The sequence below is a fragment of the Vibrio mediterranei genome, from assembly GCF_013364395.1.
Taxonomy (GTDB): Bacteria; Pseudomonadota; Gammaproteobacteria; order Enterobacterales; family Vibrionaceae; genus Vibrio; species Vibrio mediterranei.
The window spans coordinates 1,589,539-1,613,048 of sequence record NZ_JABXGK010000001.1 but is presented as its reverse complement, the minus strand read 5'-3'; the positions used below and the strand labels follow the sequence as shown (position 1 = coordinate 1,613,048).

The window sequence follows — 23,510 nt, the reverse complement described above, 5'->3', positions numbered from 1 at the left end:
GTCTGATGTTTAATCAGACCTTTCTTTTTACATAAACATTATGTCAGCAACGCTATCTAGTGCCGCATCGGTTGCGCCGTTTAATTGAGTGGCCAATGTCGCCATAAACGCCCAACAAGCCGCTATAATTGCAATGATCATAGGAATGTCCTACCGAATGAATGAAGCCATAGATTAACGTCATCCATAAACCATGAGTTACCTTTCTACGCCAAATGCTAATCCGTTTACTAAAACGTCTTAATGGCAGTTTCTCTTACGAAACACGATCATCACAATAGCCGGAATCATAATAGTCACCGGTATCACCAATGTTTGTAACAGCAAAGATCCAATACCACTGTGCGCAAACATGGTTTCCAAACGAAAATAGCCAATTAACAACAGTAGAATAAGTACCAAAGAACAGAGGAGCTCTTTCAGACACATCTTCGAACGAGGCGGACAATAGCCATTTGCGACAGCGAACAATAGCATTCCGATGCACAGCGCTAACCAGCTTAAAAATGATGGGTATTGCCAGATATAAGCACAGGTGGCCGCAATCGCCGTTAGTATGAGCCACACTTTAACCCGCGTAAACGTGTAGTCTTCAATGACCGCAAGGCTAAAATGATGCCTAATAAAATGCCAGCCAACAAGCGCACCAATAATTGCACCGGCTAACATGTCCGACAAGAATGCACCCCCACTTATAAATTGGTAGAACGCGATGATGATAGTGACCAAAAAAGCCGCGATGGCGAACTTACTCAAATGGCGTGGCTGTATTTGACTCACCACGATACTGGAAATACAAATCCAATTCGCCATGATTAAGTCGGGAAAGCTGAACCCGCTTCGCTCGTTATAGTTAAGCGTGGGTAAATAAGCATGGGGAACAGGAAAGCTAAACCCCTGCTTTGCGACCAAAATAAATAACGAGGTCGCCGTCACAGCAAACATAAGTTGTGCGGTAAAGTAGCGCCCCCATAGCCAAATGAACAGTGGCAGGAATGAAAGAAGTAGTAACGGCTGCAACACGATGTAAAGTACATTACCACCTAAGACAACTAACTCTTGTAGTTGCTTCGGCGCTGCAACAAGCGCTTCTTGTGTACTAGATAACCAAGACAATTCGAGTTGATGAACTTTTGGCGCAGAACTGATTAGGTTGTCGATATAACTGATAGGCTGATTCGGGATCGCAGCAAACATAGATTCTACCATCGGCCACTGACTAGGATATCGATACTCGGTCGATGATACCGATTTTGGGCTCAGTAGGTTGGCACTACGTACCTCCACACCAAAATGGGGTGCAAAATAAATAGGAAGTTCTACCCCTCGACCATAATTCGTCTCACTGTAAGCAATAATGTCAGACTCGACCTTACACTCATAGAACACTGCACGTTTAGTTCGGCCTAACTCTTGACCAACGACAACCACCAATCCTGCCTCTTCCCATGTTTCACGTTGGGCAGTGAGTCGTGGATCTTCGTTATTATCAATCGTTCCTCCCGGCAAAGATAGCTTTCCCGTTACGATTTCATCGACCAGCAGAATGCGATCGTCAGCACGAACCAAACACAATGCTCCTCTTATTGTAGGAGCTAATGGTGGATCATTATGCACAAAAGGCTGTCGGAGATTATCCGACAGCTCATTGAACGAGGTGTTTGGCACCTTAGACGTTACGTTCGGCGACATGTCCGAAGCAGCAAAGCTCTGATGTATTGTTAGTAGCGCAAGCAATAGCGTAAAAGCAATATGGCTCAAAAGTTGAGTCACAGACATACCTAATTAGATTTTTTTTCTAAGACAATGTATATGAGGGATAAATCCCTCTTTGTTATATAAGTTCAGAGCGGCGTGATTAAAGTCCCAGACCTCAACCATAATCTGACTAGCCCCTAACTCAATTAAACGACGTTCACTTTCTTTCAGTAATTTTTGAGCAAACCCATGATGCCGATAATCAGGTTTTATAAACAGCTCATCGATATTTCCTATTAAACAAGGCTTACTAATCGGTGACAGTAGTTCACAAAACTGCGCCGTCACAAAACCGACGATCTGAGGGACGCGCTTGTCGCCATCAATGGTTAGAACAAGTACCAAGCAGTCAGGTGAATCTAGGTAACGTGCAATGCTCTTTTCTTCCTGCACCTCTGATGCGGGTTTGAAGTCTTCGGGGACAGCTTGGTGATGATACTCATGCAACTCATACATAAGATCATTTAGCGTTTCCAAATCTTGTGTATTAGCAGAGCGAATTCTATAGGCTAAATCAGTCATAGACGCGTGGTAAATGTTGCAAAAAGAGAAAGTCGTTTACAAATGTGCGCCTAGTGTGAGGGTTTTGTCAGGCATGTGCAAATAAAAAAACATAACGAAAGATGATGTGGGAGTCTCGTGGGTGAATATCACACTCTCAAGTGACTATACTTATCCAAAACGATAAGGAGCATGATATGTCACGTACACTGATTTGCACTTTGTTCGGCCTACTATTATGGGCGCCCTACTCTTTGGCTTCTTTGCCGATGAAATGTACGTTAACGGCTACTACCGACCATTTTTGGTTCTATCAAGAACAGTTAGTATTTCAAAGTGAGCAGTTCGTAATTTTTCAGAATTTTAAAGGAAGAGTTGTCACACAGGTCGACCTAAAGACCGGAAAGTTCAGCCGTACTACCTATATCGGCGAACCTTTTACTCCTAAGTATCAAATGTTGTTTGGTAACTGCGAGGAACCGAACCATGTTCTTAAAATGTGGCAGATGAGTTCGGTTCCTTATGACAATTAAATCAGTCTGTATGCAACGCTCGTTCAATTTCTGAAAGGCTGCTTGGGTCATCAATCGTCGAAGGGACAGTGTAGGTTTCACCGTCGGCTATTTGGCGTATAACTCGACGTAGAATCTTACCAGAGCGAGTTTTGGGTAATCGTTCTACTACTAGTGCGTGTTTGAAACATGCAACAGCACCGATTTCCTGACGAACTTTACCGACCAATTCATGTTCCAGTTCCCCACTATCAACTTTGACACCATCTTTTAATACCACTAAGCCCAATGGCAACTGACCTTTGAGGTCATCATGCACACCAACAACTGCGCACTCTGCAATCGCTGGATGTCCACCAACAATTTCTTCCATCTCACCAGTAGATAAGCGGTGTCCTGCTACGTTTATGACATCATCCACTCGTCCCATAATGAATAAGTAGCCATCCTCATCCAGATAACCGCCATCTCCAGAGACATAATAACCTTCAAACTGACTTAAATAGCCCGATTCAAATCGGTCATGATTGCGCCACACGGTAGTAAGGCAACTTGGTGGCAATGGACGTTTAAGTGAGACAAAACCTTGTTGATTAGCGCCAACTGGCTCACCGATTTCATTGAGAATCTCAACGGTAAAACCTGGACTTGGTTTCGTTGATGAGCCCGCTTTGACACCCATTACCTCGATACCTAACGGGTTAGAAGAGATAGCCCAACCAGTTTCCGTTTGCCACCAATGGTCGATCACTGGCTTTTTGGTATGTGTTTCTACCCACTCTAACGTCGGTGGGTCGAGACGCTCCCCCGCCATAAAAATGCTCTTTAACCCGCTGATATCATACTTAGACAACTCCAAGCCATCAGGGTCTTCCTTCTTGATTGCTCGAAACGCTGTAGGTGCAGAGAACAGCACTTGAACATTATATTCTTCACACACACGCCAAAATGCACCTGGGTCGGGCGTTCTTACTGGTTTACCTTCAAAAAGAATTGAAGTGCAACCGTGAATAAGCGGTGCATAAACAATGTAAGAATGCCCTACTACCCAACCTACATCCGACGCGGCCCAATATACGCCATCAGTTGGCATGTTGTAGACTGCAGACATTGAGTACTTCATAGCGACGGCGTGCCCACCGTTATCGCGCACCACACCTTTTGGTTTCCCAGTCGTTCCTGACGTATACAAAATATATAGAGGGTCAGTGGCAAGCACAGGTACACATTCATGGGGCAACGCGGATTCATATTCTGTTTGCCAGTCCAAATCACGTTCTTGATTCAGCTCTGCCTCACATTGCGGACGTTGCAGTACAAATACATTGTTCGGCTTCCAACGACTATCCATGATCGCCTTGTCAACCAATGGCTTGTAAGGTAAAACCTTATTGATTTCTATACCGCAAGACGCGGTCATAATGACTTTAGGTTCAGCATCCTCAATTCTGACAGCCAGTTCGTTTGGTGCAAAGCCGCCGAATACTACTGAATGAATCGCCCCCAAACGTGCACAAGCCAACATTGCCATTGCCGCTTCCGGGATCATTGGCATATAGATAACAACACGATCGCCTTTAACCACTCCTTGTTTAGCAAGCATTCCCGCGATTTTTGCAACCTTATCTCGAAGCTCAAAATAGCTATACTTTTGCTTTGTTCCTGTGACAGGTGAGTCGTAAATGAGAGCGGTTTTCTCCCCTCGCCCATTTTCGCAGTGATAATCAAGTGCTAACCAAGCAGTATTCATAACACCGTCAGGAAACCAACGCTCGATGCCGTTTTCATCTTTCTCAAGTATGGTTTTTGGCGCTTCAAACCAGTCAATGGCTCTTGCTTGATGTTCCCAAAAAGACTCTGGTTGCTTCTCAGCCCACTGATATTCTTGTTGATATGCAGACATAATGCGTCCTCCAATATGTCTATTTCATAGTATCCGATGGCACACGAACCCAACCTTCCATAAGGATTCGAGCACTTCGACTCATTATTGCTTTATCTACTGTCCAGCCATTCGATGACTGTGAAGCAACCGCCCCCACCTTCAATGTTCCAGAAGGGTGCCCAAACGTCACAGATTCTCGGTTGCCTCCGCCAGCAGCCAAATTTACGACGGTGCCGTCTACGCTTGCAGCGCAGGCGATGGCAACGGCCGCAGTGCCCATCATCGCATGGTGTAATTTCCCCATCGACAAGGCACGAGCTAATAGATCAACGCTGTTGGCCTCAATGGGCTTACCACTCGATGAAACGTAGTCTTTTGCAGACGACACAAAAGCCACTTTCGGTGTGTGCTGCCTAGTCGCGGCTTGATCAACCGAATCAATCAAGCCCATTTTTACCGCACCATGCGCTCGGATTATTTCAAACTTTTCAAGCCAAGCCTCATCACTGTTAATGTCATCTTGAAGTTCAGCACCTGATAAACCTAGTTCCTTGGCATCGATAAAAATTGTTGGGATACCCGCACTGATCATGGTCGCATTAAAGACACCTACATTTGGCACTTCTAGATCATCAATCAAGTTGCCCGTCGGGAACATCGAGCCATTGCTGTCACTAGGGTCAACAAACTCAACCGCGATCTCGGCAGCCGGAAATGTCACTCCGTCGAGCTCAAAATCACCCAACTCTTGCACTTCGCCGTCGACAATAGGGACGTTAGCGATAATGGTTTTTTGAATGTTTGCCTGCCAAATTCGAATTTTCGCGATACCGTTTTCGGGTATCCGCTCGTTATCAACCAACCCACTATGAATAGCGAAAGGTCCCACCGCAGCCGATAAGTTGCCGCAATTACCACTCCAATCGACAAAGGCCTTGTCGATTGAAACTTGCCCAAATAAATAGTCAATATCGTGATCATCACGGGTGCTTTTTGACACTATCACCGTTTTACTGGTGCTCGACGTCGCGCCTCCCATGCCATCAATCTGTTTTGCATAAGGATCTGGACTTCCTATTACGCGCATCAGTAACTTGTCTCGTGCTGCTCCTGGTTGCTGAGCTTCAAGAGGGAGATCCAACAAGCTGAAAAAGACCCCCTTGCTAGTACCGCCACGCAGATAAGTCGCAGGAATTTTAATTTGTTTAATCATTCCTTTCCCCTTACTGTGCTAAGAAGTCTTGAGCAAATCGCTGTAACACGCCACCAGCAGAGTAGACTTTAACTTCATCTTCAGTATCCAAGCGGCAAGTCACTGGCACATCGAGTTTTTCCCCGTTGGTTCGGGTAATCACTAAAGCAAGATCACAACCCGCTTTGATATCGCCTACGACGTCGTACAGTTCCGTGCCATCAAGCGCTAACGTATTGCGGTTGGTACCTTTTTTGAACTCAAGAGGTAGTACTCCCATCCCCACTAAATTGGTGCGGTGAATTCGTTCAAAACCCTCTGCCGCAATAGCTTCAACCCCGGCTAGGCGCACACCTTTTGCAGCCCAATCTCGCGAAGAACCTTGCCCATAATCAGCACCCGCTACAATGATTAACGGCTGTTTACGCGCCATATAGGTCTCAATGGCTTCCCACATTCTTGTGACTTTACCTTCCGGCTCAATACGAGCGAGAGATCCTTGAACGACCTGTTCATCCTCTTTAACCATCTCGTTGAACAATTTTGGATTCGCAAATGTCGCTCTTTGCGCGGTCAAGTGGTCACCACGATGGGTTGCATACGAGTTGTAGTCTTCTTCTGGCACGCCCATGCTTGTCAGATATTCGCCGGCAGCACTAGTGGCTAGAATCGCGTTCGATGGCGACAAGTGATCAGTGGTAATGTTGTCGCCCAATACTGCTAAAGGTCGCATTCCTCGCAACGTGCGTTTACCTGTCAACGCCCCTTCCCAGTATGGCGGTCTACGAATATAAGTGCTGCGTTCACGCCAGTCATAGAGTGGGCTTTTCGCTCTCTCGGCCTCATCCAGCTTGAACATTTGAATATACACTTGGTTAAATTGCTCAGGTTTCACATGTTGGCTAACTACAGCGTCGATCTCTTCGTCACTTGGCCATATATCGTTGAGATAGATGGGGTTACCGGAAGCATCAAGACCAAGAGCATCGCGCTCAATATCAAAGCGAATGGTACCTGCTATCGCATATGCAACAACCAATGGCGGTGAGGCGAGAAACGCTTGTTTAGCGTAAGGGTGAATTCGCCCATCAAAGTTCCGGTTACCCGACAATACAGCAGTGGTGTAGAGATCGTTTTCAATGATCTCTTGCTGAATTTGTGGATCCAGCGCACCACTCATACCATTACACGTGGTACAAGCGTAGGCGACGATGCCAAACCCCAACGTTTCGAGTTCTGGTAACAATCCCGCTTCTTCTAGATACAGTTTGGCGACCTTGGAACCCGGTGCGAATGATGATTTCACCCACGGTTTGCGGAGTAGTCCTAACTCATTGGCTTTTTTTGCGATCAACCCTGCCGCCACAACATTTCTTGGATTACTGGTATTTGTACAGGAGGTAATAGCCGCAATGATAACAGCACCATCTGGCATCTTATCTTGCGTCTGCTCCCAAGGTGCAGCAATACCCTGCTGGTTTAACTCAGCAGTTGGTAATCGGCGATGTGGGTTGGAGGGACCTGCTAAGGTTCTTTCAACTTTAGATAGGTCAAATTCAAGTACTCGTTCATATTGTGCACTTTCTAAAGCATTTGCCCAAAACCCTGTTTGCTTAGCATAGTTTTCTACCAATTTAACTTGTTCATCATCGCGACCAGTAAGCTTCAGATAGTTAATAGTCTGCTCGTCAATGTAGAACATGCCAGCTGACGCGCCGTATTCTGGCGTCATATTTGAAATGGTGGCACGATCACCGATAGTCAGATGCTTAGTACCGTCACCAAAGAATTCCAAATAACTCGATACTACACGTTGAGCACGCAAGAACTCAGTTAACGCCAACACAATATCAGTGGCGGTAATACCGGGTTGACGCTGTCCAACAAGACGAACCCCGACAATATCTGGTAAGCGCATCATGGATGGTCGACCTAACATCACCGTTTCCGCCTCTAAACCACCAACGCCAATGGCAATAACACCAAGTGCATCAACGTGAGGCGTATGGCTATCTGTGCCGACGCAGGTATCGGGAAATGCCACGCCTTGCTTAGTTTGAACGACTGGCGACAACTTCTCTAAGTTGATTTGGTGCATAATTCCGTTACCGGCTGGTACTACACTAACGTTCTCAAAGGCGGTTTTACACCACTCGATAAAGTGGAATCGGTCTTCATTTCGACGCTCTTCTACGGCTCGATTCTTTTCAAACGCATCAGCCTCAAAGCCGGCATGCTCAACCGCCAATGAATGGTCAACAATCAGCTGAGTTTCAACAACAGGGTTGACGCTGGCCGGATCGCCGCCTTGATTAGCTATCGCGTCTCTCAATCCAGCTAAGTCCACCAAAGCAGTCTGCCCAAGAATGTCATGACAGACAACGCGGGCTGGATACCAAGGGAAGTCTTTATCTCGACGGCGATAAATAAGCTGAGACAAACACTCCTCTAGCTCTGACGGTTCGCAACGACGTACTAAATTCTCTGCCAAAACTCGAGACGTGTATGGCAAGTGCTGGTAGGCTCCTGGTTCTATGTCATCAACCGCAGCTTTGGCATCGTAATAGTCCAACTGCGAATTGGGGAGAGCTTTGCGATATTGGTAATTTATAGTTTGATTAGACATGCTCATATCCTTTCTAAACGCTCTTTTTTCTCTGCTTAGTATTCACAGTTAGTCACGTTCGTTGATTTCCACCCACTCTCTTGCTTCTGGGCCTTCATAGTCCGCGCTTGGTCTAATAATTCGGTTATTTGCGCGCTGCTCATAAACGTGAGCAGCCCAACCTGTAAGTCGACTCATGACGAAAATAGGTGTGAACAGTTTGGTAGGAATATCCATAAAGTGGTAAGCCGACGCATGGAAAAAGTCAGCGTTACAGAACAAACCTTTTTCGCGTTTCATTACCGCTTCTACCCTTACCGAAACATCGTAAAGATAGGTATCGCCAACTTGTGTAGATAGCTCTTCTGACCAACGCTTAATGAGTGCATTACGCGGATCGCTCTCACGGTAAATAGCATGCCCAAAACCCATGATTTTATCTCTGTTGGCTAGCATCTGCATGATGTTCGCTTCTGCTTCGTCCGCGCTACGCCAATCTTGAATCATATCCATGGCGGCTTCGTTTGCACCGCCGTGCAATGGACCACGCAGAGTGCCTATAGCTGCGGTGATGCAGGAATGAATATCGGACAAGGTTGACGCGCAAACACGAGCTGCAAAGGTCGAGGCATTAAATTCATGCTCGGCATAAAGAATTAACGAACAATGCATCACTTTTTTGTGAAGCTCAGATGGCGACTTATCAGTCAGCATTTTCAGGAAATAGCCCCCAATACAATCCTCTGACTGGTCCTTGGTATCAATACGCACGCCATCATGACTGTAGCGATACCAGTAACAGATAATCGCAGGAAATAGCGCAAGCATTCTCTCTGTCGCCGCTTCTTGTTGTGAGAAGTCTAGTTCTTGCTCTAAATTACCTAGCATCGAGCAACCCGTTCTCATCACATCCATCGGGTGAGCATCGGCGGGAATCAACTCCAGTGCCTTTTTCAAAGATTCAGGTAGGCCACGTAAGCCCACAAGAATGGTCTTATATTCATCGAGCTCTGTTTGATTAGGTAAATGGCCACGCAATAGTAAGTGCGCGACTTCTTCAAATTGTGCATTGTTGGCAAGATCGGTGATGTCGTAACCTCGGTAAGTGAGACCAGTCCCGGACTTACCTACTGTACATAACGCTGTCGTACCTGCACTTTGGCCTCGTAGACCGGCTCCACCTATGGCTGAATTAGGCATTTTGAACTCCTTTTCCCGCTTTTGTCCCTTTTGGGATCTCTTAACGCGGCATCATGTTATTGGATAAAGTTAGTAAATGGTTTTCTTGAGCTTCCGTTGTATTCCTAGGATTTGCTTTCGGTAAATAGTTGATCCAGTTTATCTTCGTAGCTGTGATAATTGAGATGTGCATAGAGCTCTGCACGAGTTTGCATTTGCTCGGTAAGCGCTTCTTGATTGCCAACACTTAGCAAATGCTGGTAGACATTCTCTGCTGCCTTGTTCATCGCTCTAAATGCAGATAGCGGGTAAAGGACCATATCGACGCCGACTTTTGCCAACTCGTCACAACCAAATAACGGGGTTTGCCCAAACTCGGTAATATTGGCAAGAATCGGAACATCTTTACCTGTAGCCTGATTCAAAGCCGTTTTGAATTGCTGATAGTGTTCAAGCGAGGTCATCGCCTCGGGGAATATCATGTCAGCACCCGCGTGAACACACGCAATCGCGCGTTCAATAGCCTTATCCATCCCTTCAACCGCCAGTGCGTCGGTACGGGCCATAATGACAAAGCTTGCGTCAGTTTTGGCGTCTACCGCAGCTTTGACTCTATCTACCATTTCTTGCTGACTAACAATGGCTTTATTAGGGCGATGGCCACAACGCTTTTGAGCCACCTGATCTTCAATATGCACCGCTGCAGCCCCTGCTTTTTCCATCGCCTTAATCGTACGAGCAATGTTAAAAGCGCCGCCGAAGCCAGTATCAATGTCCACCAGCAAAGGCAAGTCACACGCATTTGTAATGCGCTCTACATCAACCAAGACGTCATTTAAGGTAGTAATACCTAGGTCAGGAAGTCCATACGATGCGTTAGCAATGCCACCACCCGACAAGTAAATAGCTTGATGACCAACGTTTTTTGCCATCATGGCGCAGTAAGGATTTACCGTACCAACGACTTGAAGTGGGTTACCGTTAGTGACGGCGTCACGGAATAGTTGTCCCGGGGATACTGACATGATTGTCTCCTTGTTACTTTCCCTTATGTAACGCAGTGCCGGACATCTTTACTGCGTCATCTATAAATTGAATTAGCTGTCTAGGTTCTTTTCGATTAACGCCTTGCTTCGTGAAATGTGTCTTCTCATCAGCAGTTCTGCCAATTCAGGATCACGATTTTTAATCGCGTCTAAAATAAAAAGATGTTCCTTTAACGCTGCCTCAGGACGAGATTGTGTCCGAGGTGATTGATATCGATACATCCTCAACAAGTGGTAAAGCTCATTGCATAGCAAGTTTACTAATTGACTGTTTTGACTGGCTTTGATGATGCGGTAATGGAAGTCAAAATCACCATGCTGGTGGAAATAGGAAGCACCATCCACTTCGTCTATATGCTCTGAGTGTCGGTTTAACAGCGTTTCCAACTCACCAACTTCTTTATCACTGATGTTTTGTGCAGCCAGTCTCGCCGCCATTCCTTCTAGAGCTTCACGAACGGAGTACAACTCCACCAACTTATCTTGAGATAAGGTAATCACGCGCGCCCCTACATGAGGAATTCGTTCAATCAGTCCTAACCCTTCTAGGCGCATAATAGCCTCACGAAGAGGTCCACGGCTCACTTCAAAGCGTTTTGCTAGCTCTGGTTCAGAGATCTTGCTACCTGATTCAATTCTCCCTTCAACAATCTCTTCGATGAGCTGTTCTGTTAAATTTTCAGACTTGGTCGCTTCTTTTAACGGCGCATCGTCATTCATTACTGGTTCTGCACTCATATCAATACTCACCTTAGAATTTACTACATTGTTGACAGTTCTCATTACATGAACATTATTTAAGCAGCTTAATGCCATAAGTTCAACAGGATTGTCGACAATGTAGACTAACGTCTAACTTAAAAACCAACGTGTGAACTTTATGAACAAAATTCACCCTATGTTCTTTATCCTCAATATCTGCACTTTATTGATGCATTTGTAACAAGTACGTAACCTTTAGCTAACCCATAGAGGTCAAGTCAGCATCCCTCTGCTGGCAGACAATAAAGTCAACATAAGGAACGTGAACATGTTTAAGGCACTAAAACCGACCCTAGCGGCATCGATTGTGGCAACTACTCTTTCTTTTGGTAGTTATGCTGCAGATCTAGAGAAGATTCATTTCTTAATTCCTGGGGGTGCTGGCGGCGGTTGGGATATGACAGCACGCGGAACAGGTGATGTCTTGGTAAAAGCAGATATTGTCGACAATGTTTCTTTTCAAAACCTGTCAGGTGGTGGCGGTGGTAAAGCAATTGCACACCTAATCGAAACCGCGAAACGCCAAGAAGACACTTTGATGGTTAACTCTACTCCTATCGTTGTGCGTTCATTGACTGGTGTTTTTCCACAATCATTTAGAGACCTAACACCTGTTGCAGCAACGATTGCTGACTATGGCGCTATTGTTGCTCCAGCAGATTCTCCATACAACACATGGGAAGACGTAGTTGCTGACTTCAAAGAGAACCCTCGTAAAGTCAAAATTGCAGGAGGCTCAGCTCGAGGAAGCATGGACCACCTAGTCGTTGCGGCAGCATTTAAAGGTGAAGGTTTTGATGCGAAAAAGGTACGCTACATTGCCTACGATGCAGGTGGTAAAGCGATGGCCGCTCTTCTATCGGGCGAAACCCAGCTTCTGTCAACAGGTCTTGGTGAAGTGCTAGAAATGTCGAAGTCAGGTCAAGTCAAAGTACTTGCTGTTACTGCACCGAAGCGTCTCGAAGCAGCGCCGAATATTCCAACACTAACCGAGTATGGAAACGAAACTGTCTTTGCTAACTGGCGTGGTTTCTTCGCAGCTCCAGGGGCGAGTGAAGAGAAAGTCAAAGAGTGGACAGAAGCGTTGTCGAAAATGTACTCCACTGATGAATGGGCAGTAGTTCGTGACCGCAATGGTTGGATTGACAACTACAAACCTGATCAAGAGTTTTACCAATTCCTTGAAGACCAAGAAAAGCAGATGGGCGCGCTCATGACTGAACTTGGTTTCTTGAAACAGTAAGCAACACTAAGGAGGGATTTGCTGTTCCCTCCTCTTGCCAATATTTTGCCGTATATGAGACGCAGCTACGAATCCTTCAGTTTGTAATTGCTCTAGCAGTACTCCTTTGTTTATTGGGTAAAAAGACTGTGTCCTGAGTTCTCTTACCCACTTGGTCGACGCTCATCGATCCCTTGTATACGGCCTTTTCTCTTTTCTTTACCTGGAGTGAGTTATGTCAGATTTCACCTCTAAGCTGTTCACGAAAGAAAATCTACTTTCTCGTGATCGTGTAGGTGCGATGATATTTATGATCCTTTGCTTATGCTATGGATACCAGACATCGCTAATCCCAATGTTTCCTGGGGATGAGTACGAACCGTTCACCGCGAGAACGTTACCAAGCATATTAACCGTTGTTGGTATTGTGCTGTCGGTAATTCTTCTTGTCACCGGACAACCTAATGAAAAAAGCGGCGCCGTCACTGATTTCAATTGGAAACTACTGATTGGATTTTTGGTGTTAATGGCCGCATATGGCTTGGGACTAACCTATCTAGGATTTGTCCTCGCTACTGGTTTCTTCTTAATGATTGGGTTCTATTTACTTGGTGAACGTCGTAAGAGCATTTTACTTGGTGCTTCTTTTCCTTTTGTCATCGCTTTCTATCTCATGCTTACGCAAGGACTAGATATTTATCTAGAGCCTGGACTCATCTTCACTCTTTGGTAGGACACCATTATGTTAGACGGAATTTTACAAGGATTATCAACGGCAGTTATGCCGATGAACATCATGATGGTGATTGTCGGTTGTTTTGTCGGTACTTTTATCGGGATGCTTCCGGGTCTGGGCCCTATTTCAGCAATCGCGTTAATGATCCCTATTACTTACGGACTGGATCCCTCTTCTGGCCTAATCCTGATGGCCGGTGTTTACTACGGCGCGGTATTCGGAGGTTCAACCTCATCCATTCTTATTAATGCTCCGGGCTGTTCATCAACTGTTGTTACCGCATTTGATGGTTACCCAATGGCACAGAAAGGCCAGGCAGGTAAAGCGTTAGCTCTCGCAGCCTACTCTTCTTTTACCGGCGGTACACTTTCTGCCATCATGTTGCTGTTCGCAGCCCCCGCCCTTGCCAAAGTTTCATTGAGTTTCCAGTCTTCGGACTACTTTGCGCTGATGCTACTTGGTTTATCTGCGGTTGCGGCATTCGCTGGCAAAGGTCAGGTTATTAAAGCGTGGATGATGGTTGTGCTGGGACTCATGCTATCAACAGTCGGTATCGATAAAGGTGTGGGTGTCGAGCGTTTTACCTTTGGCTTAACTGACTTAATGGACGGATTTAGTTTCCTATTACTTGCGATGGCAACCTTTGCTTTAGGTGAAACCTTGATGGGTATACTTAAGCCAGAAAAAGATACACGCCAAGACGAACAGCGCAAGATGAGCGATATAGGAAGCATGAAGATCACTAAAGAAGAAGTAAAAGAAGTGGCACCTGTCTCTATTCGTTCTTCTATCTTGGGCTTCTTTACCGGTGTCCTTCCAGGCGCAGGCGCAACCATTGCCGCTTTCCTTTCTTATGGTATGGAGCGTAACCTTGCGCCTAAAGACAAAAAAGAAGAATTTGGCAAAGGAAGCATTCGTGGCTTGGTTGCACCAGAGTCAGCTAACAATGCAGCATCAAGTGGTTCGTTTGTTCCGCTATTGACGCTCGGTATCCCTGGCTCCGGTACAACTGCAATTATGTTAGGTGCACTGATCGCCTATGGTATTCAACCGGGTCCTCGACTATTCGTTGAACACCCAGACGTGTTTTGGTCAGTCATCATCTCTATGTACTTCGGTAACATCGTTCTAGTTATCTTAAACCTACCGTTGATTCCTTATATTTCTAAGCTACTAGCGGTACCAAGAACGGTATTGTTGCCGATGATCCTATTCTTCTCTATTACTGGGGTGTATTTGGTCTCGTTCAATACCATGGACGTGTTTATCATGCTGCTCGTAGCAATGGCAGCAATCGCACTAAGGCTAGCCAATTTCCCATTAGCTCCGTTACTGCTTGGTTTTATTCTTGGCGGATTAATGGAGGAGAACTTAAGACGAGCACTGATGATCAGTGATGGTGAGCTAAGCTTCTTGTGGGAGCGCCCTATCACATTGACGTTTACTGTATTGGCTGTACTAGTACTTGTCGGACCCGCGTTGCTTTCGTTGGTTAAAAAATGGTTTTATCAACCCAAGAAAGTTGAATCTTAAGTTCAATATGAATTGATACTTACAGAGCCACTCTATTGAGTGGCTCTTATTTAATTAACAATTCTGGTCGATAATCGTGTAACGGTACTCGCCTTTTTCAGAGTCTGGTTGAGTAACAAGAAGAAAGCAGCCGCCCTCTTTCACAGCTTCAACATTGCGTATTTCTTTACCACCATAGATGACCAACTCACCACCGTCACTAGCACCATTCTGTTTGACATGATAATTCATGTCTGTATCAAGAAATTGAGCGACGTTGTTTTTAGTATCCAGTTTCAAGTGGCCATTGATTAAGTTTACTCTTTTACCATCAACTTTGACTGCTTTATCTCCATTGCGTTCAACGCCATTGATTACGGCCTTGCTATAAACCAATGAGTCCATACCTTTAACCGCAGCTTGAGCGCCTTTCAACACGCTTACTCGGGCATCACTGGTAAGATTTAAGAACCTTGGTGCGGCACTGACCGCTAAAATGCCAAGAATAACGATAACTACAACAAGTTCGATAAGCGTAAAGCCGTTACGTTTCATGAGGATTTTTCCTTTCTATTGGGCTGAGTTTATTGAATCAAGATCACGATTCGGCCGAATAGTACGAAAAAAGCCCTTTTGTAAAACAACAAAAGGGCTTTAGAAATCCTTTGAAAATCAGATTAAGAGATGATTAACGTATAACTTTACGATAACAGCGCTCTGGGCGTCCGACGGTGCCGTAATTCACGTCAGCTTCCAGCTCGCCATTACTAATAAGAAACTCCAAGTATCGCCTTGCTGTTGTTCTGCTCGCGCCAATCATTTCCCCCGCTTCATCGGCGGTAAATGGCTTATCTTCTTTAAACAATGCACGAATTTTCTCAAGAGTCACGCCATCAATCCCCTTGGGTAGTCGAAGCTCAACATTTTTCTCTGCGCTACTAGTTTGCATCATTTCGTCTACTAACGATTGATCCAAACCTTCCACATGATGCAGTTGCTCAGTACGTTTCTGGTACTTTTTCAATGCCGCCTCCAGCCGAGGAAACATAACAGGCTTTAATAAATAATCAATCACACCGCCACGCATCGCCTGTTGCAGAGTTTCAACATCGCGTGCAGCAGTAATCAAAATAACATCACACTCTTGATTCAAACTCCGTAGCCAAGCCAGTATTTCTATGCCTGTACCATCAGGCAAATAAACATCGAGCATCACTAGTTCGGGTTCTAATATTTCAAGCTGTATTTCAGCTTCGGCTTTTGATGTCGCCATTCCAACTACTTCAAAACCACCAATTTGCTCTAGGTATCGACGATGCAGTTCTGCGATTTTTAAATCGTCTTCTATTATCATGACTCGTGTTAAGTCACTCATGCTAATCCATCCTTAGGAATATATACCGTCACACGTGCGCCGATATCCTTGTTTTCTACTATTTCCAACTGTCCTTGGTATCTTTCAGTCAATTGTTTGACTAAAAACAATCCCACACCACGATTAGTGACTGATTTACTCGACACTCCGCGTTGCGTTAGCGATTTCACATCGAGATGCTTGGGTAAGCCACACCCCTTATCAATGACTTCTAAAATGATTTCATTACCAAAGTCACTCACCGACACTTCAACGTCTGACCGTTCTATCCGCTCATGAGGAGAGTGCGCAATAGCCGATAATGTTGCTTCAAACGCGTTATCAATTAAATTACCCAAAATGGTCACTAAGTCATCGGCATTTATCTCTTTTGGCAATGGTTCAAGTCGCGACTCATCTTCTACTTTTAATCCTAATCCCAGCTCACGTGCGCGCTCTGTTTTTCCAAGAAGCATACCGGCGATCAACGGGTCTTTAACGGTTTCTCGAAGGAACTCAATTAAGCTCTGATAGTGCTCAGTTTCTTGCCCAATGAGATGCTGCACCGCATCCAATTCCCTCATTTGTACCAATCCACTTATAGTGTTCAACTTGTTTCGATGTTCATGAGTCTGCGAACGTAACAGCTCGGCATAAGCTTTGGTTTGCGATAGCTGTTCAGTCAATTCCGAGATTTCATCGCGCAAACGAAAACTCGACACCGCACCAACGACTTTTCCATCAACAACAATGGGACTGCGATTGGCAACGATACGTTGTTGATTGAGATACAGCTCAATATCATTATCTGACTCTTGGCTTTCGATCAAACTTTGCAGGTCGGAGTTCGGTAATACCTGGTACAACGGTTTGTTCATAACACCCGATTTAGTTAACCCTAAGATCTCACACGCACTGGTATTAATCGAGCGTAATACCCCGTCGGAGTCAATGCTGATAACACCTTCCTTAATGGTGCTCATAGTGACGTCCAACTCGCCATAAAGACGACCGATCTCTTCTGGTTCAAAACCCAATAGTGCTTTTTGAAAACGACGTGAGATAAAGTAAGAAACAATCGCGTTCACAATGAGCACCAGTATTGCCATTCCAAGGAGGAAAGCTAAATAGGGCTCAATACGATCTTGGAGTCTATCCAATAAGTAGCCGACGGAAACAACACCTATGATATTGCCATCTTTATCAAATACCGCCGCTTTGCCTCGAACTGACTTTCCAAGAGATCCTTCTGCAAACGATACGTAGGTTTGACCATGAATCAGAGCTTGATCATTATCACCCCCTTTCATTGGCAACCCAATTCGCTCATCAATTGGATGGACTAAACGAATGCCTTTCTCGTCACCAATAACAATGAAGGCTGCCCCAATCATCTCTGTAAGTCCACGAAATCGGTTTTGCATTCGGGCAGACGTGTTCTGTTCAATCATATTGATAACAGCACTAGACTGCGCCAAGAATGTTGCGACGCCTTTGGCTTTTAGCCCCATTTCCTGCTCTTGGGACTGCTTGATGTAGCTAAATCCAGCTAATGATAAGACAAGCAACTGCAACAACCCCGAAACCGTCATAATTATGAGCATTCGGTGTCGAAAACTTATCTGGTTCCATTTCATGATAACTCTCCCTAATACCCATACTGTAACAGCGTTGTAACATACGAGCACTCAATTGGGTATCGAACTGTGAAGCACATAATTAAATTACGTAGAATCAGTCAAATAGACGACAAAAGTGCTCTTTGATTCCTACAATTAGAGTGTAAATATTCATGTCAGTTACATGCATATGCAACCGAATATCTGATTATGATCACATCACTTTTAGCTTATTTTTAGAACAATTCAGCCGTTATTCCGTATAGTAAAATTGTGATCTAAAAAGTACCTGAGTCTACTTGCTATTTGTCGACTCAAACGTAACTTTCAAGGTCACTTATAACTAGAAAATAATAAACGAAAACGCAGTAACCCTTGTGCAGAGCGCAAAATACAACGTAAGAAGGAACGTCGTTATGGAACGGGACTGTTTTGGAATTTGCCTTAATCGGGCGCTTCTGTCGAAAAATCGACGCGCTACATTTACTCACGTCAGAGCATATCAAGCGACAAACTCACAAGCATCGGAACTAGAACACGAGGTTTTGGTATCGTTCGCTTCACCACAAATGTCGGGCAGTGAAGTCTTAAAAGAACTGCTTCAAGCAAAAGACCTAATGTGGAGAGCTGGCTACGTTTGTCCATCAAATGATTAAAGTCGTTTGATTTCAAAAAAGCAACGGCACGTAATGTGAAGTTGCTTTTTTAGTATCAGTGACCAAAATATATCGTTTAGCTTCTAAATAACAGACACTTAACCACATAGAGATCAAAAAAACATCTATAGTTAGGTTATTGCACACCATTTTATTAGAGCATATACTCTAATCAATTTATTAACATCATCTGTTTTGGAGCATACATGAAGATAAGGTCCCTACCGCTGGTTGTGGGCGCATTGCTAGGAACGCTTTCTTTCGGTGGCTACTCTGCCGAAGTCTCCTTTGATGAAGCCTGGCAATTGCTTCAACAAAACAATAATTCTCTAGCCGCACAACGAGCCAACGTAGAACGATACGGGCACTTACAAGACGCAAGCGGTAGTTTAAACCTACCTAAGGTCACGGTTGGCGCTAACTACACTCGATTGGATCAAGATGTAACAATTAGTGGCTCGCAATTTGCGGATAGCCTTAGTGGAGTCCCTAACCTACCCGCCGGAGCATTAGGACCGGTCTTAGGACAAGTTGCAAGTGCTCTAGGGGGCATTACTTCCACCATTGAAAACCAAGACATTTTCACCTCTTCAATCCGAGCAGTTTGGCCGATTTTTACGGGTGGTAGAATCACCGCAGCGCAAACCGCCGCCGAGGGTAAAAAAGAAGAGGCTCAAAGCCAGCTTGCAATGGAAGTTCAAGCTCGATACGAAGATCTAAGTAAGTACTATTTTAGTGTGGTGCTCGCGCGCAATGTCGTCGAAACCAGAATGGCGGCAGAAAAAGGGCTAACCAAGCACCGAGACTTCGCAATTAAACTTGAAGAACAAGGACAAATTGCTCGAGTTGAGCGCCTTCAAGCTGAAGCTTCATTAGCCAAAGCGGTGGTGGAGCGCAAAAAAGCACAACACGGCCTAGATATCGCAGAAGCTGCGCTTACCCAAGTTTTGGGGCAATCTGAAACCGTTGAACCTCGTGACCAACTCTTTATCAACGAAAACCTACCACCTCTGGATGCTTTCGTTGATCAAACCCTCAACACCTACCCTGGCCTTTCCATTCTTGATGCGAAAGAGAAACAAGCAAGTAGCTTGATGAAGGCTGAGAAAGGTAAATATTTCCCAGAAGTATACGCCTATGGTGACTATAGTCTGTATCACGGCGATTCATTGGCCGGACAGATGAAGCCAGATTGGCTAGTTGGTATTGGCGTAAGTGTCCCACTTCTTGAGAACACAGGTCGCAGTGAGCAAATGAAAGCGGCTAACAGTGCGGTATCTCAAGTACAATTTTTAAAGAAACAAGCGAAACAAGACTTAAGTGTCTTAGTTGAAAAAACTTACTTAGAAGCGCAGCAAGCACTCGATGAAGTGCAAGGGTTGAATACCAGTATTCAACTTGCAGAAGAGAACCTCAAGCTACGCCAAAAAGCCTTTTCTCAAGGATTAGGCCGCTCTCTAGACGTGGTCGATGCTGAGCTCTATCTTGCCAGCGTCAAGACCCAGCAAGACGCCGCAAGCTTCCAGTACTTACTGTCATTAAATAAATTACTCGCGCTTTCTAGCGAGATGAACAACTTTTCTACGTATAAATATAACGCTATTACCCCAGCTCAACTAAGAACGAAGGATGCATCATGAACAAGGTAAAACCTACTTTACTGACATTAGGTACGATTGCGATTATTGGTTGGGTTGGATACAAATTTTATGATGCCTATCAAACACCTCCATTTCGACTACAAGGGCAAATCGAGTCTCAGCAATATAGCATTTCATCAAAAGTACCAGGTCGAATTGATGAAGTATTAGTGCGAAAAGGTGACGAAGTAGCTGAAGGCCAACTCATTTTCACCATCCATAGCCCAGAAATCGAAGCCAAACTTGAGCAAGCCGTAGCCGGACAGAAAGCTGCGGGAGCGCTTGCCAAAGAAGCGGAGACAGGCGCACGTAAGCAACAGATTCAAGCAGCAGAAGACCAATGGCGCAAAGCAAAAGCCGCTGCAGCATTACTTGAGAAAACGTATCTACGAGTTAACAACCTATATAAAGATGGTGTGGTAGCTGAGCAGAAACGTGATGAAGCCATGACTCAATGGCAAGCGGCCAAATACACTGAAAGCGCAGCATTTCAGATGTACCAGATGACCAAAGAAGGGGCGCGTTCTGAAACAAAATTAGCGGCGGCAGAAAAAGCTCGAATGGCGGAAGGCGCGGTAGCCGAAGTGGAAGCTTATGCAGCTGACACTAAAATCCATTCTTGGTTTGATGGTGAAGTTTCGCAAGTATTGCTGCACAGTGGCGAACTTGCGCCTCAAGGCTTCCCTGTAGTTACGGTTATTGATACCAAAGACACTTGGGCCGTACTGAATGTACGTGAAGATCTTTTAAGCCAGTTCGAGAAAGATAAAGAATTTGATGCTTATTTACCTGCACTTGATGAAACTGTCACCTTTAAAGTGTTCCACGTTGCTGTAATGGGTGACTTTGCTACATGGCGTTCAACTGACGCGACTCAAGGTTTCGATCTTCGCACTTTTGAAGTTGAAGCTCGTCCAGTAGATAAGGATGTACCGCTTCGTATGGGTATGAGTTTAGTGGTAGAAATGTAGGAAGCCATTATGCCTCACTCTTTTCCAACATTAGCTACACGAAGACTCGCGAAAAGTCAGTTTCATAGCCAATGGCAGATACTACGCCATGACAAATGGCTATTATCCTGCCTCACTTGGGTGCCAATATTATTGTGCCTTTCTATCTATTGGATCTTTTCCCAAGGAATCGCCAGCAACTTACCCATCGGCGTGGTTGATCTGAGTAAGAGCCAGTTATCACAAAAGCTAATTCGAAACTACGATGCCACATCGATGTTGAGTGTCAATCATCAGTACGATGACATTGGTCAAGCTCGTGACGCCCTCATAGAGGGCGATATTTACGCAATTCTAACCATACCGTATGGTTTTGATAAAGCGATAGTGAAATCATTACGTCCAGAAGTGACCTTATTCTATAACAGTCAGTATATACTCGTTGGACGCTTGATTAATTCTGCGGCTCTACAAGCACAAGGCACTTTTAATGCTCAAGTTGAAGTTGTCAAAGCTCTAGCAAAAGGCGACACAACAGGCGCTGCAGCCATGGGTAAAGCAGTCAACGTGAGAACTCAGATAACACCGTTGTTCAACAAAGGCACTAACTATGCTCAGTTCCTAGTGAGTGCTATCGTTCCAGCAATTTGGCAAATCGCTGTTGTGTCGTTCACTGTACTGGTGTTGAGTGCAAACTATCGAATCTCCGGACTCGCTCCTTGGTTAGGGCAAGAAAAACCCATATCAAGATTGGCACAGACCTTGTTCCCTTATTTCCTCTGGTTCTTGTTGCAAGGCACTTTCTTTTTAGTGTGGTTTTACGACTTAATTGGATGGCCAAAGGAAGGGAGTTGGCTGGTGCTCTTCTTTGCACAGATCGTTACTACGGTCACCTGTATGATAATGGCAGCACTGTTTTTCTTCTTAACTTGCGATGCTGCACGTGCGATGAGTTTTGCTGGAGCATTTACCGCACCTAGTTTTGCATTTATGGGAATTACTTTTCCAGCGACTGACATGAATCCCCTCGCATTATTTTGGCGCGAGCTATTACCAATCAGTCATTATATTGAAGTTCAGGTAAGCCAGGCAAGTTACGGCGTCACTCCACTTCAGTCACTTTCGCACTTAACACCCATGTTAGGTTACGTCATCCCATTGGTAGTAACGTCTGTATTAATTAAAAAACATATGAGTAAGGAGTTAGTAGCATGACGCTGTTAGAACATGTAAAACTCGAACTCAAAGCCATTCTCACCAATCCCGTAGTAGTACTAACGGTATTTGGTGGCGTGATTTTCTATTCGTTTTTATACCCTCTTCCCTACACTCAGCAAACACCAAGAGAACAACCAATCTCTGTAGTCAACTTAGATCTCAGTCAAACCAGCTTTCAATTGGAACGTATGGTCGACGCAACACCAAATGTGAAAGTGGTACAGCGAGACCATACTATTGCAGCAGCGAAAGAGGCTTTTTTAAATGGGGAAGTGTCCGGTATTTTGGTGATTCCTGAGCATTTCTACAAAGACCTTATGTTAGGGAAAAGTCCAGTACTTGCCTACGCCGGCGATGCCGCTTTGTTTTTGGTTTATGGAACCGTGGTTGAGGGTCTAGCGCAAGCTGGCGGGACTTTAGCAGCAAAAGCCAAAGTAACCAAATTGCTCATCGATGGCGTACCTCTGGAACTGGCGAGCAAACAGTATGCTGCGACTCAGCTTAACACCAAGCCTACCTTTAACCCTCGAATGGGATATGTAGACTATGTTGTGCCGGCCGTCTTTGTATTAATCCTTCAGCAAACTCTCGCAATGGCGTCAGGTTTGGTTGGTGGCACGCAACGTCAAGGTAAAGGTTATTGGCGCTCTCAATCAGTATTGTCTGTTGTGGCTGTTCGCAGCATTGTGCTTACGCTTATTTACTACCTACTTGGTATGTATTACTTCGGTGCTAGCTTCGAGATGTATGGTATCAGTAAGCTAGCTCACCCCATCGAATTGCTGACTCTAATGTTGCCGTTTTTGCTTACTTCTTGTTTTATTGGCATATTTTTGGGCGCCATTACACCACGAAGAGAACTGGTGACTGTTGTTGTTCTGCTAAGCTCAATGCCTCTGATCTTTTCCGCAGGCTTTATATGGCCAACAGAAATGCTACCAGAGCCCATCAAGTGGTTTGCTGCAATCTTCCCGACGCAAGCAGCAATTAATGGCTTTTTGAAGCTAAATCAAATGGGTGCCGAGTGGTCTCAAATACGTGGGGCATGGACGCAACTTTGGATTCAAGCTTTCGCTTGGGGAAGTCTTGCTGTATACAGCTTCAAGAAATATAGAATCAGCAATGCTGAATAAATGAAAGACAAAACAAAAGGGGCTAATGAC

At 45.0% G+C, this 23,510-nt stretch carries 20 protein-coding genes; 9 read left to right on the top strand and 11 right to left on the bottom strand.

Features of this window, described 5'->3' with window-relative positions:
* Positions 1-240 precede the first annotated feature (240 nt).
* Positions 241-1,773 (bottom strand): bifunctional NUDIX hydrolase/phosphatase PAP2 family protein, encoded by a 1,533-nt coding sequence (locus HOP38_RS07610; RefSeq protein WP_198557790.1) that lies wholly within the window; start codon positions 1,771-1,773, stop codon positions 241-243.
* Positions 1,774-1,785: 12 nt separating this feature from the next.
* The gene (locus HOP38_RS07605; RefSeq protein WP_006072428.1) at positions 1,786-2,280 is read right to left on the bottom strand and encodes a GNAT family N-acetyltransferase; all 495 of its coding nucleotides are present in this window, start codon (positions 2,278-2,280) and stop codon (positions 1,786-1,788) included.
* A 176-nt stretch (positions 2,281-2,456) separates the two neighbouring features.
* Here HOP38_RS07605 and HOP38_RS07600 point away from each other — a divergent pair, with 176 nt between their 5' ends.
* Positions 2,457-2,792 carry a hypothetical protein gene (locus HOP38_RS07600; RefSeq protein WP_006072426.1) on the top strand — a complete coding sequence of 112 codons (336 nt, stop codon included), beginning with the start codon at positions 2,457-2,459 and terminating at the stop codon, positions 2,790-2,792.
* A 1-nt stretch (position 2,793) separates the two neighbouring features.
* On the opposite strand, the gene HOP38_RS07595 is transcribed toward HOP38_RS07600, so the two are convergent.
* The 6 genes from HOP38_RS07595 to HOP38_RS07570 form a co-directional block, all read right to left on the bottom strand.
* The gene (locus HOP38_RS07595) at positions 2,794-4,674 is read right to left on the bottom strand and encodes a propionyl-CoA synthetase (protein WP_124941134.1); all 1,881 of its coding nucleotides are present in this window, start codon (positions 4,672-4,674) and stop codon (positions 2,794-2,796) included.
* A 19-nt stretch (positions 4,675-4,693) separates the two neighbouring features.
* Positions 4,694-5,869 (bottom strand): 2-methylaconitate cis-trans isomerase PrpF, encoded by a 1,176-nt coding sequence (gene prpF, locus HOP38_RS07590; protein WP_006072423.1) that lies wholly within the window; start codon positions 5,867-5,869, stop codon positions 4,694-4,696.
* Between the two features lie 10 nt (positions 5,870-5,879).
* On the bottom strand, positions 5,880-8,474 hold the full coding sequence (acnD, locus tag HOP38_RS07585) for a Fe/S-dependent 2-methylisocitrate dehydratase AcnD (protein ID WP_198557789.1): 2,595 nt from the start codon (positions 8,472-8,474) through the stop codon (positions 5,880-5,882).
* Between the two features lie 48 nt (positions 8,475-8,522).
* Positions 8,523-9,653 (bottom strand): bifunctional 2-methylcitrate synthase/citrate synthase, encoded by a 1,131-nt coding sequence (gene prpC / locus HOP38_RS07580; protein WP_198557788.1) that lies wholly within the window; start codon positions 9,651-9,653, stop codon positions 8,523-8,525.
* A 104-nt stretch (positions 9,654-9,757) separates the two neighbouring features.
* On the bottom strand, positions 9,758-10,657 hold the full coding sequence (gene prpB, locus HOP38_RS07575) for a methylisocitrate lyase (RefSeq protein ID WP_062460608.1): 900 nt from the start codon (positions 10,655-10,657) through the stop codon (positions 9,758-9,760).
* A 72-nt stretch (positions 10,658-10,729) separates the two neighbouring features.
* Positions 10,730-11,416, bottom strand: a complete 687-nt coding sequence (locus HOP38_RS07570; RefSeq protein ID WP_006072419.1) for a GntR family transcriptional regulator — start codon at positions 11,414-11,416, stop codon at positions 10,730-10,732.
* Between the two features lie 292 nt (positions 11,417-11,708).
* Between HOP38_RS07570 and HOP38_RS07565 the strand changes: the two genes are divergently transcribed.
* The 3 genes from HOP38_RS07565 (at position 11,709) to HOP38_RS07555 (ending at position 14,931) form a co-directional block, all read left to right on the top strand.
* The gene (locus tag HOP38_RS07565; RefSeq protein ID WP_038228532.1) at positions 11,709-12,683 is read left to right on the top strand and encodes a tripartite tricarboxylate transporter substrate binding protein; all 975 of its coding nucleotides are present in this window, start codon (positions 11,709-11,711) and stop codon (positions 12,681-12,683) included.
* Positions 12,684-12,897: 214 nt separating this feature from the next.
* Positions 12,898-13,395 (top strand): tripartite tricarboxylate transporter TctB family protein, encoded by a 498-nt coding sequence (locus HOP38_RS07560; RefSeq protein WP_006072416.1) that lies wholly within the window; start codon positions 12,898-12,900, stop codon positions 13,393-13,395.
* A gap of 9 nt (positions 13,396-13,404) precedes the next feature.
* Positions 13,405-14,931, top strand: a complete 1,527-nt coding sequence (locus HOP38_RS07555; protein ID WP_006072415.1) for a tripartite tricarboxylate transporter permease — start codon at positions 13,405-13,407, stop codon at positions 14,929-14,931.
* Between the two features lie 54 nt (positions 14,932-14,985).
* On the opposite strand, the gene HOP38_RS26150 is transcribed toward HOP38_RS07555, so the two are convergent.
* From HOP38_RS26150 to HOP38_RS07540, 3 genes are all read right to left on the bottom strand, one after another.
* Positions 14,986-15,465, bottom strand: coding sequence for a type II secretion system protein (locus tag HOP38_RS26150; RefSeq protein ID WP_198557787.1), 480 nt, complete (start codon positions 15,463-15,465; stop codon positions 14,986-14,988).
* A gap of 133 nt (positions 15,466-15,598) precedes the next feature.
* Positions 15,599-16,285, bottom strand: coding sequence for a response regulator (locus tag HOP38_RS07545; RefSeq protein ID WP_006072411.1), 687 nt, complete (start codon positions 16,283-16,285; stop codon positions 15,599-15,601).
* Positions 16,282-17,901 (bottom strand): ATP-binding protein, encoded by a 1,620-nt coding sequence (locus HOP38_RS07540; RefSeq protein ID WP_198557786.1) that lies wholly within the window; start codon positions 17,899-17,901, stop codon positions 16,282-16,284. Before HOP38_RS07540 ends, HOP38_RS07545 begins: the two co-directional genes overlap by 4 nt.
* A 398-nt stretch (positions 17,902-18,299) precedes the next feature.
* Here HOP38_RS07540 and HOP38_RS07535 point away from each other — a divergent pair, with 398 nt between their 5' ends.
* The 5 genes from HOP38_RS07535 to HOP38_RS07515 all read left to right on the top strand — a co-directional run bounded on the left by HOP38_RS07535 (position 18,300) and on the right by HOP38_RS07515 (position 23,480).
* Positions 18,300-18,539, top strand: coding sequence for a hypothetical protein (locus HOP38_RS07535; RefSeq protein ID WP_031493599.1), 240 nt, complete (start codon positions 18,300-18,302; stop codon positions 18,537-18,539).
* Between the two features lie 206 nt (positions 18,540-18,745).
* Complete coding sequence (locus tag HOP38_RS07530; protein ID WP_198557785.1) at positions 18,746-20,179, top strand: TolC family protein; 1,434 nt, start codon at positions 18,746-18,748, stop codon at positions 20,177-20,179.
* Positions 20,176-21,150: an HlyD family secretion protein gene (locus HOP38_RS07525; protein ID WP_006072406.1), complete on the top strand. Its 975-nt coding sequence runs from the start codon at positions 20,176-20,178 to the stop codon at positions 21,148-21,150. The genes HOP38_RS07530 and HOP38_RS07525 overlap by 4 nt, the downstream gene beginning before the upstream one ends.
* Positions 21,151-21,159: 9 nt before the next feature.
* Positions 21,160-22,344: an ABC transporter permease gene (locus tag HOP38_RS07520; RefSeq protein ID WP_198557784.1), complete on the top strand. Its 1,185-nt coding sequence runs from the start codon at positions 21,160-21,162 to the stop codon at positions 22,342-22,344.
* Entirely contained in the window at positions 22,341-23,480 is a 1,140-nt protein-coding gene (locus HOP38_RS07515) for an ABC transporter permease (protein ID WP_031493596.1), read from the top strand. The genes HOP38_RS07520 and HOP38_RS07515 overlap by 4 nt, the downstream gene beginning before the upstream one ends.
* The last annotated feature ends 30 nt before the right edge of the window (positions 23,481-23,510 follow it).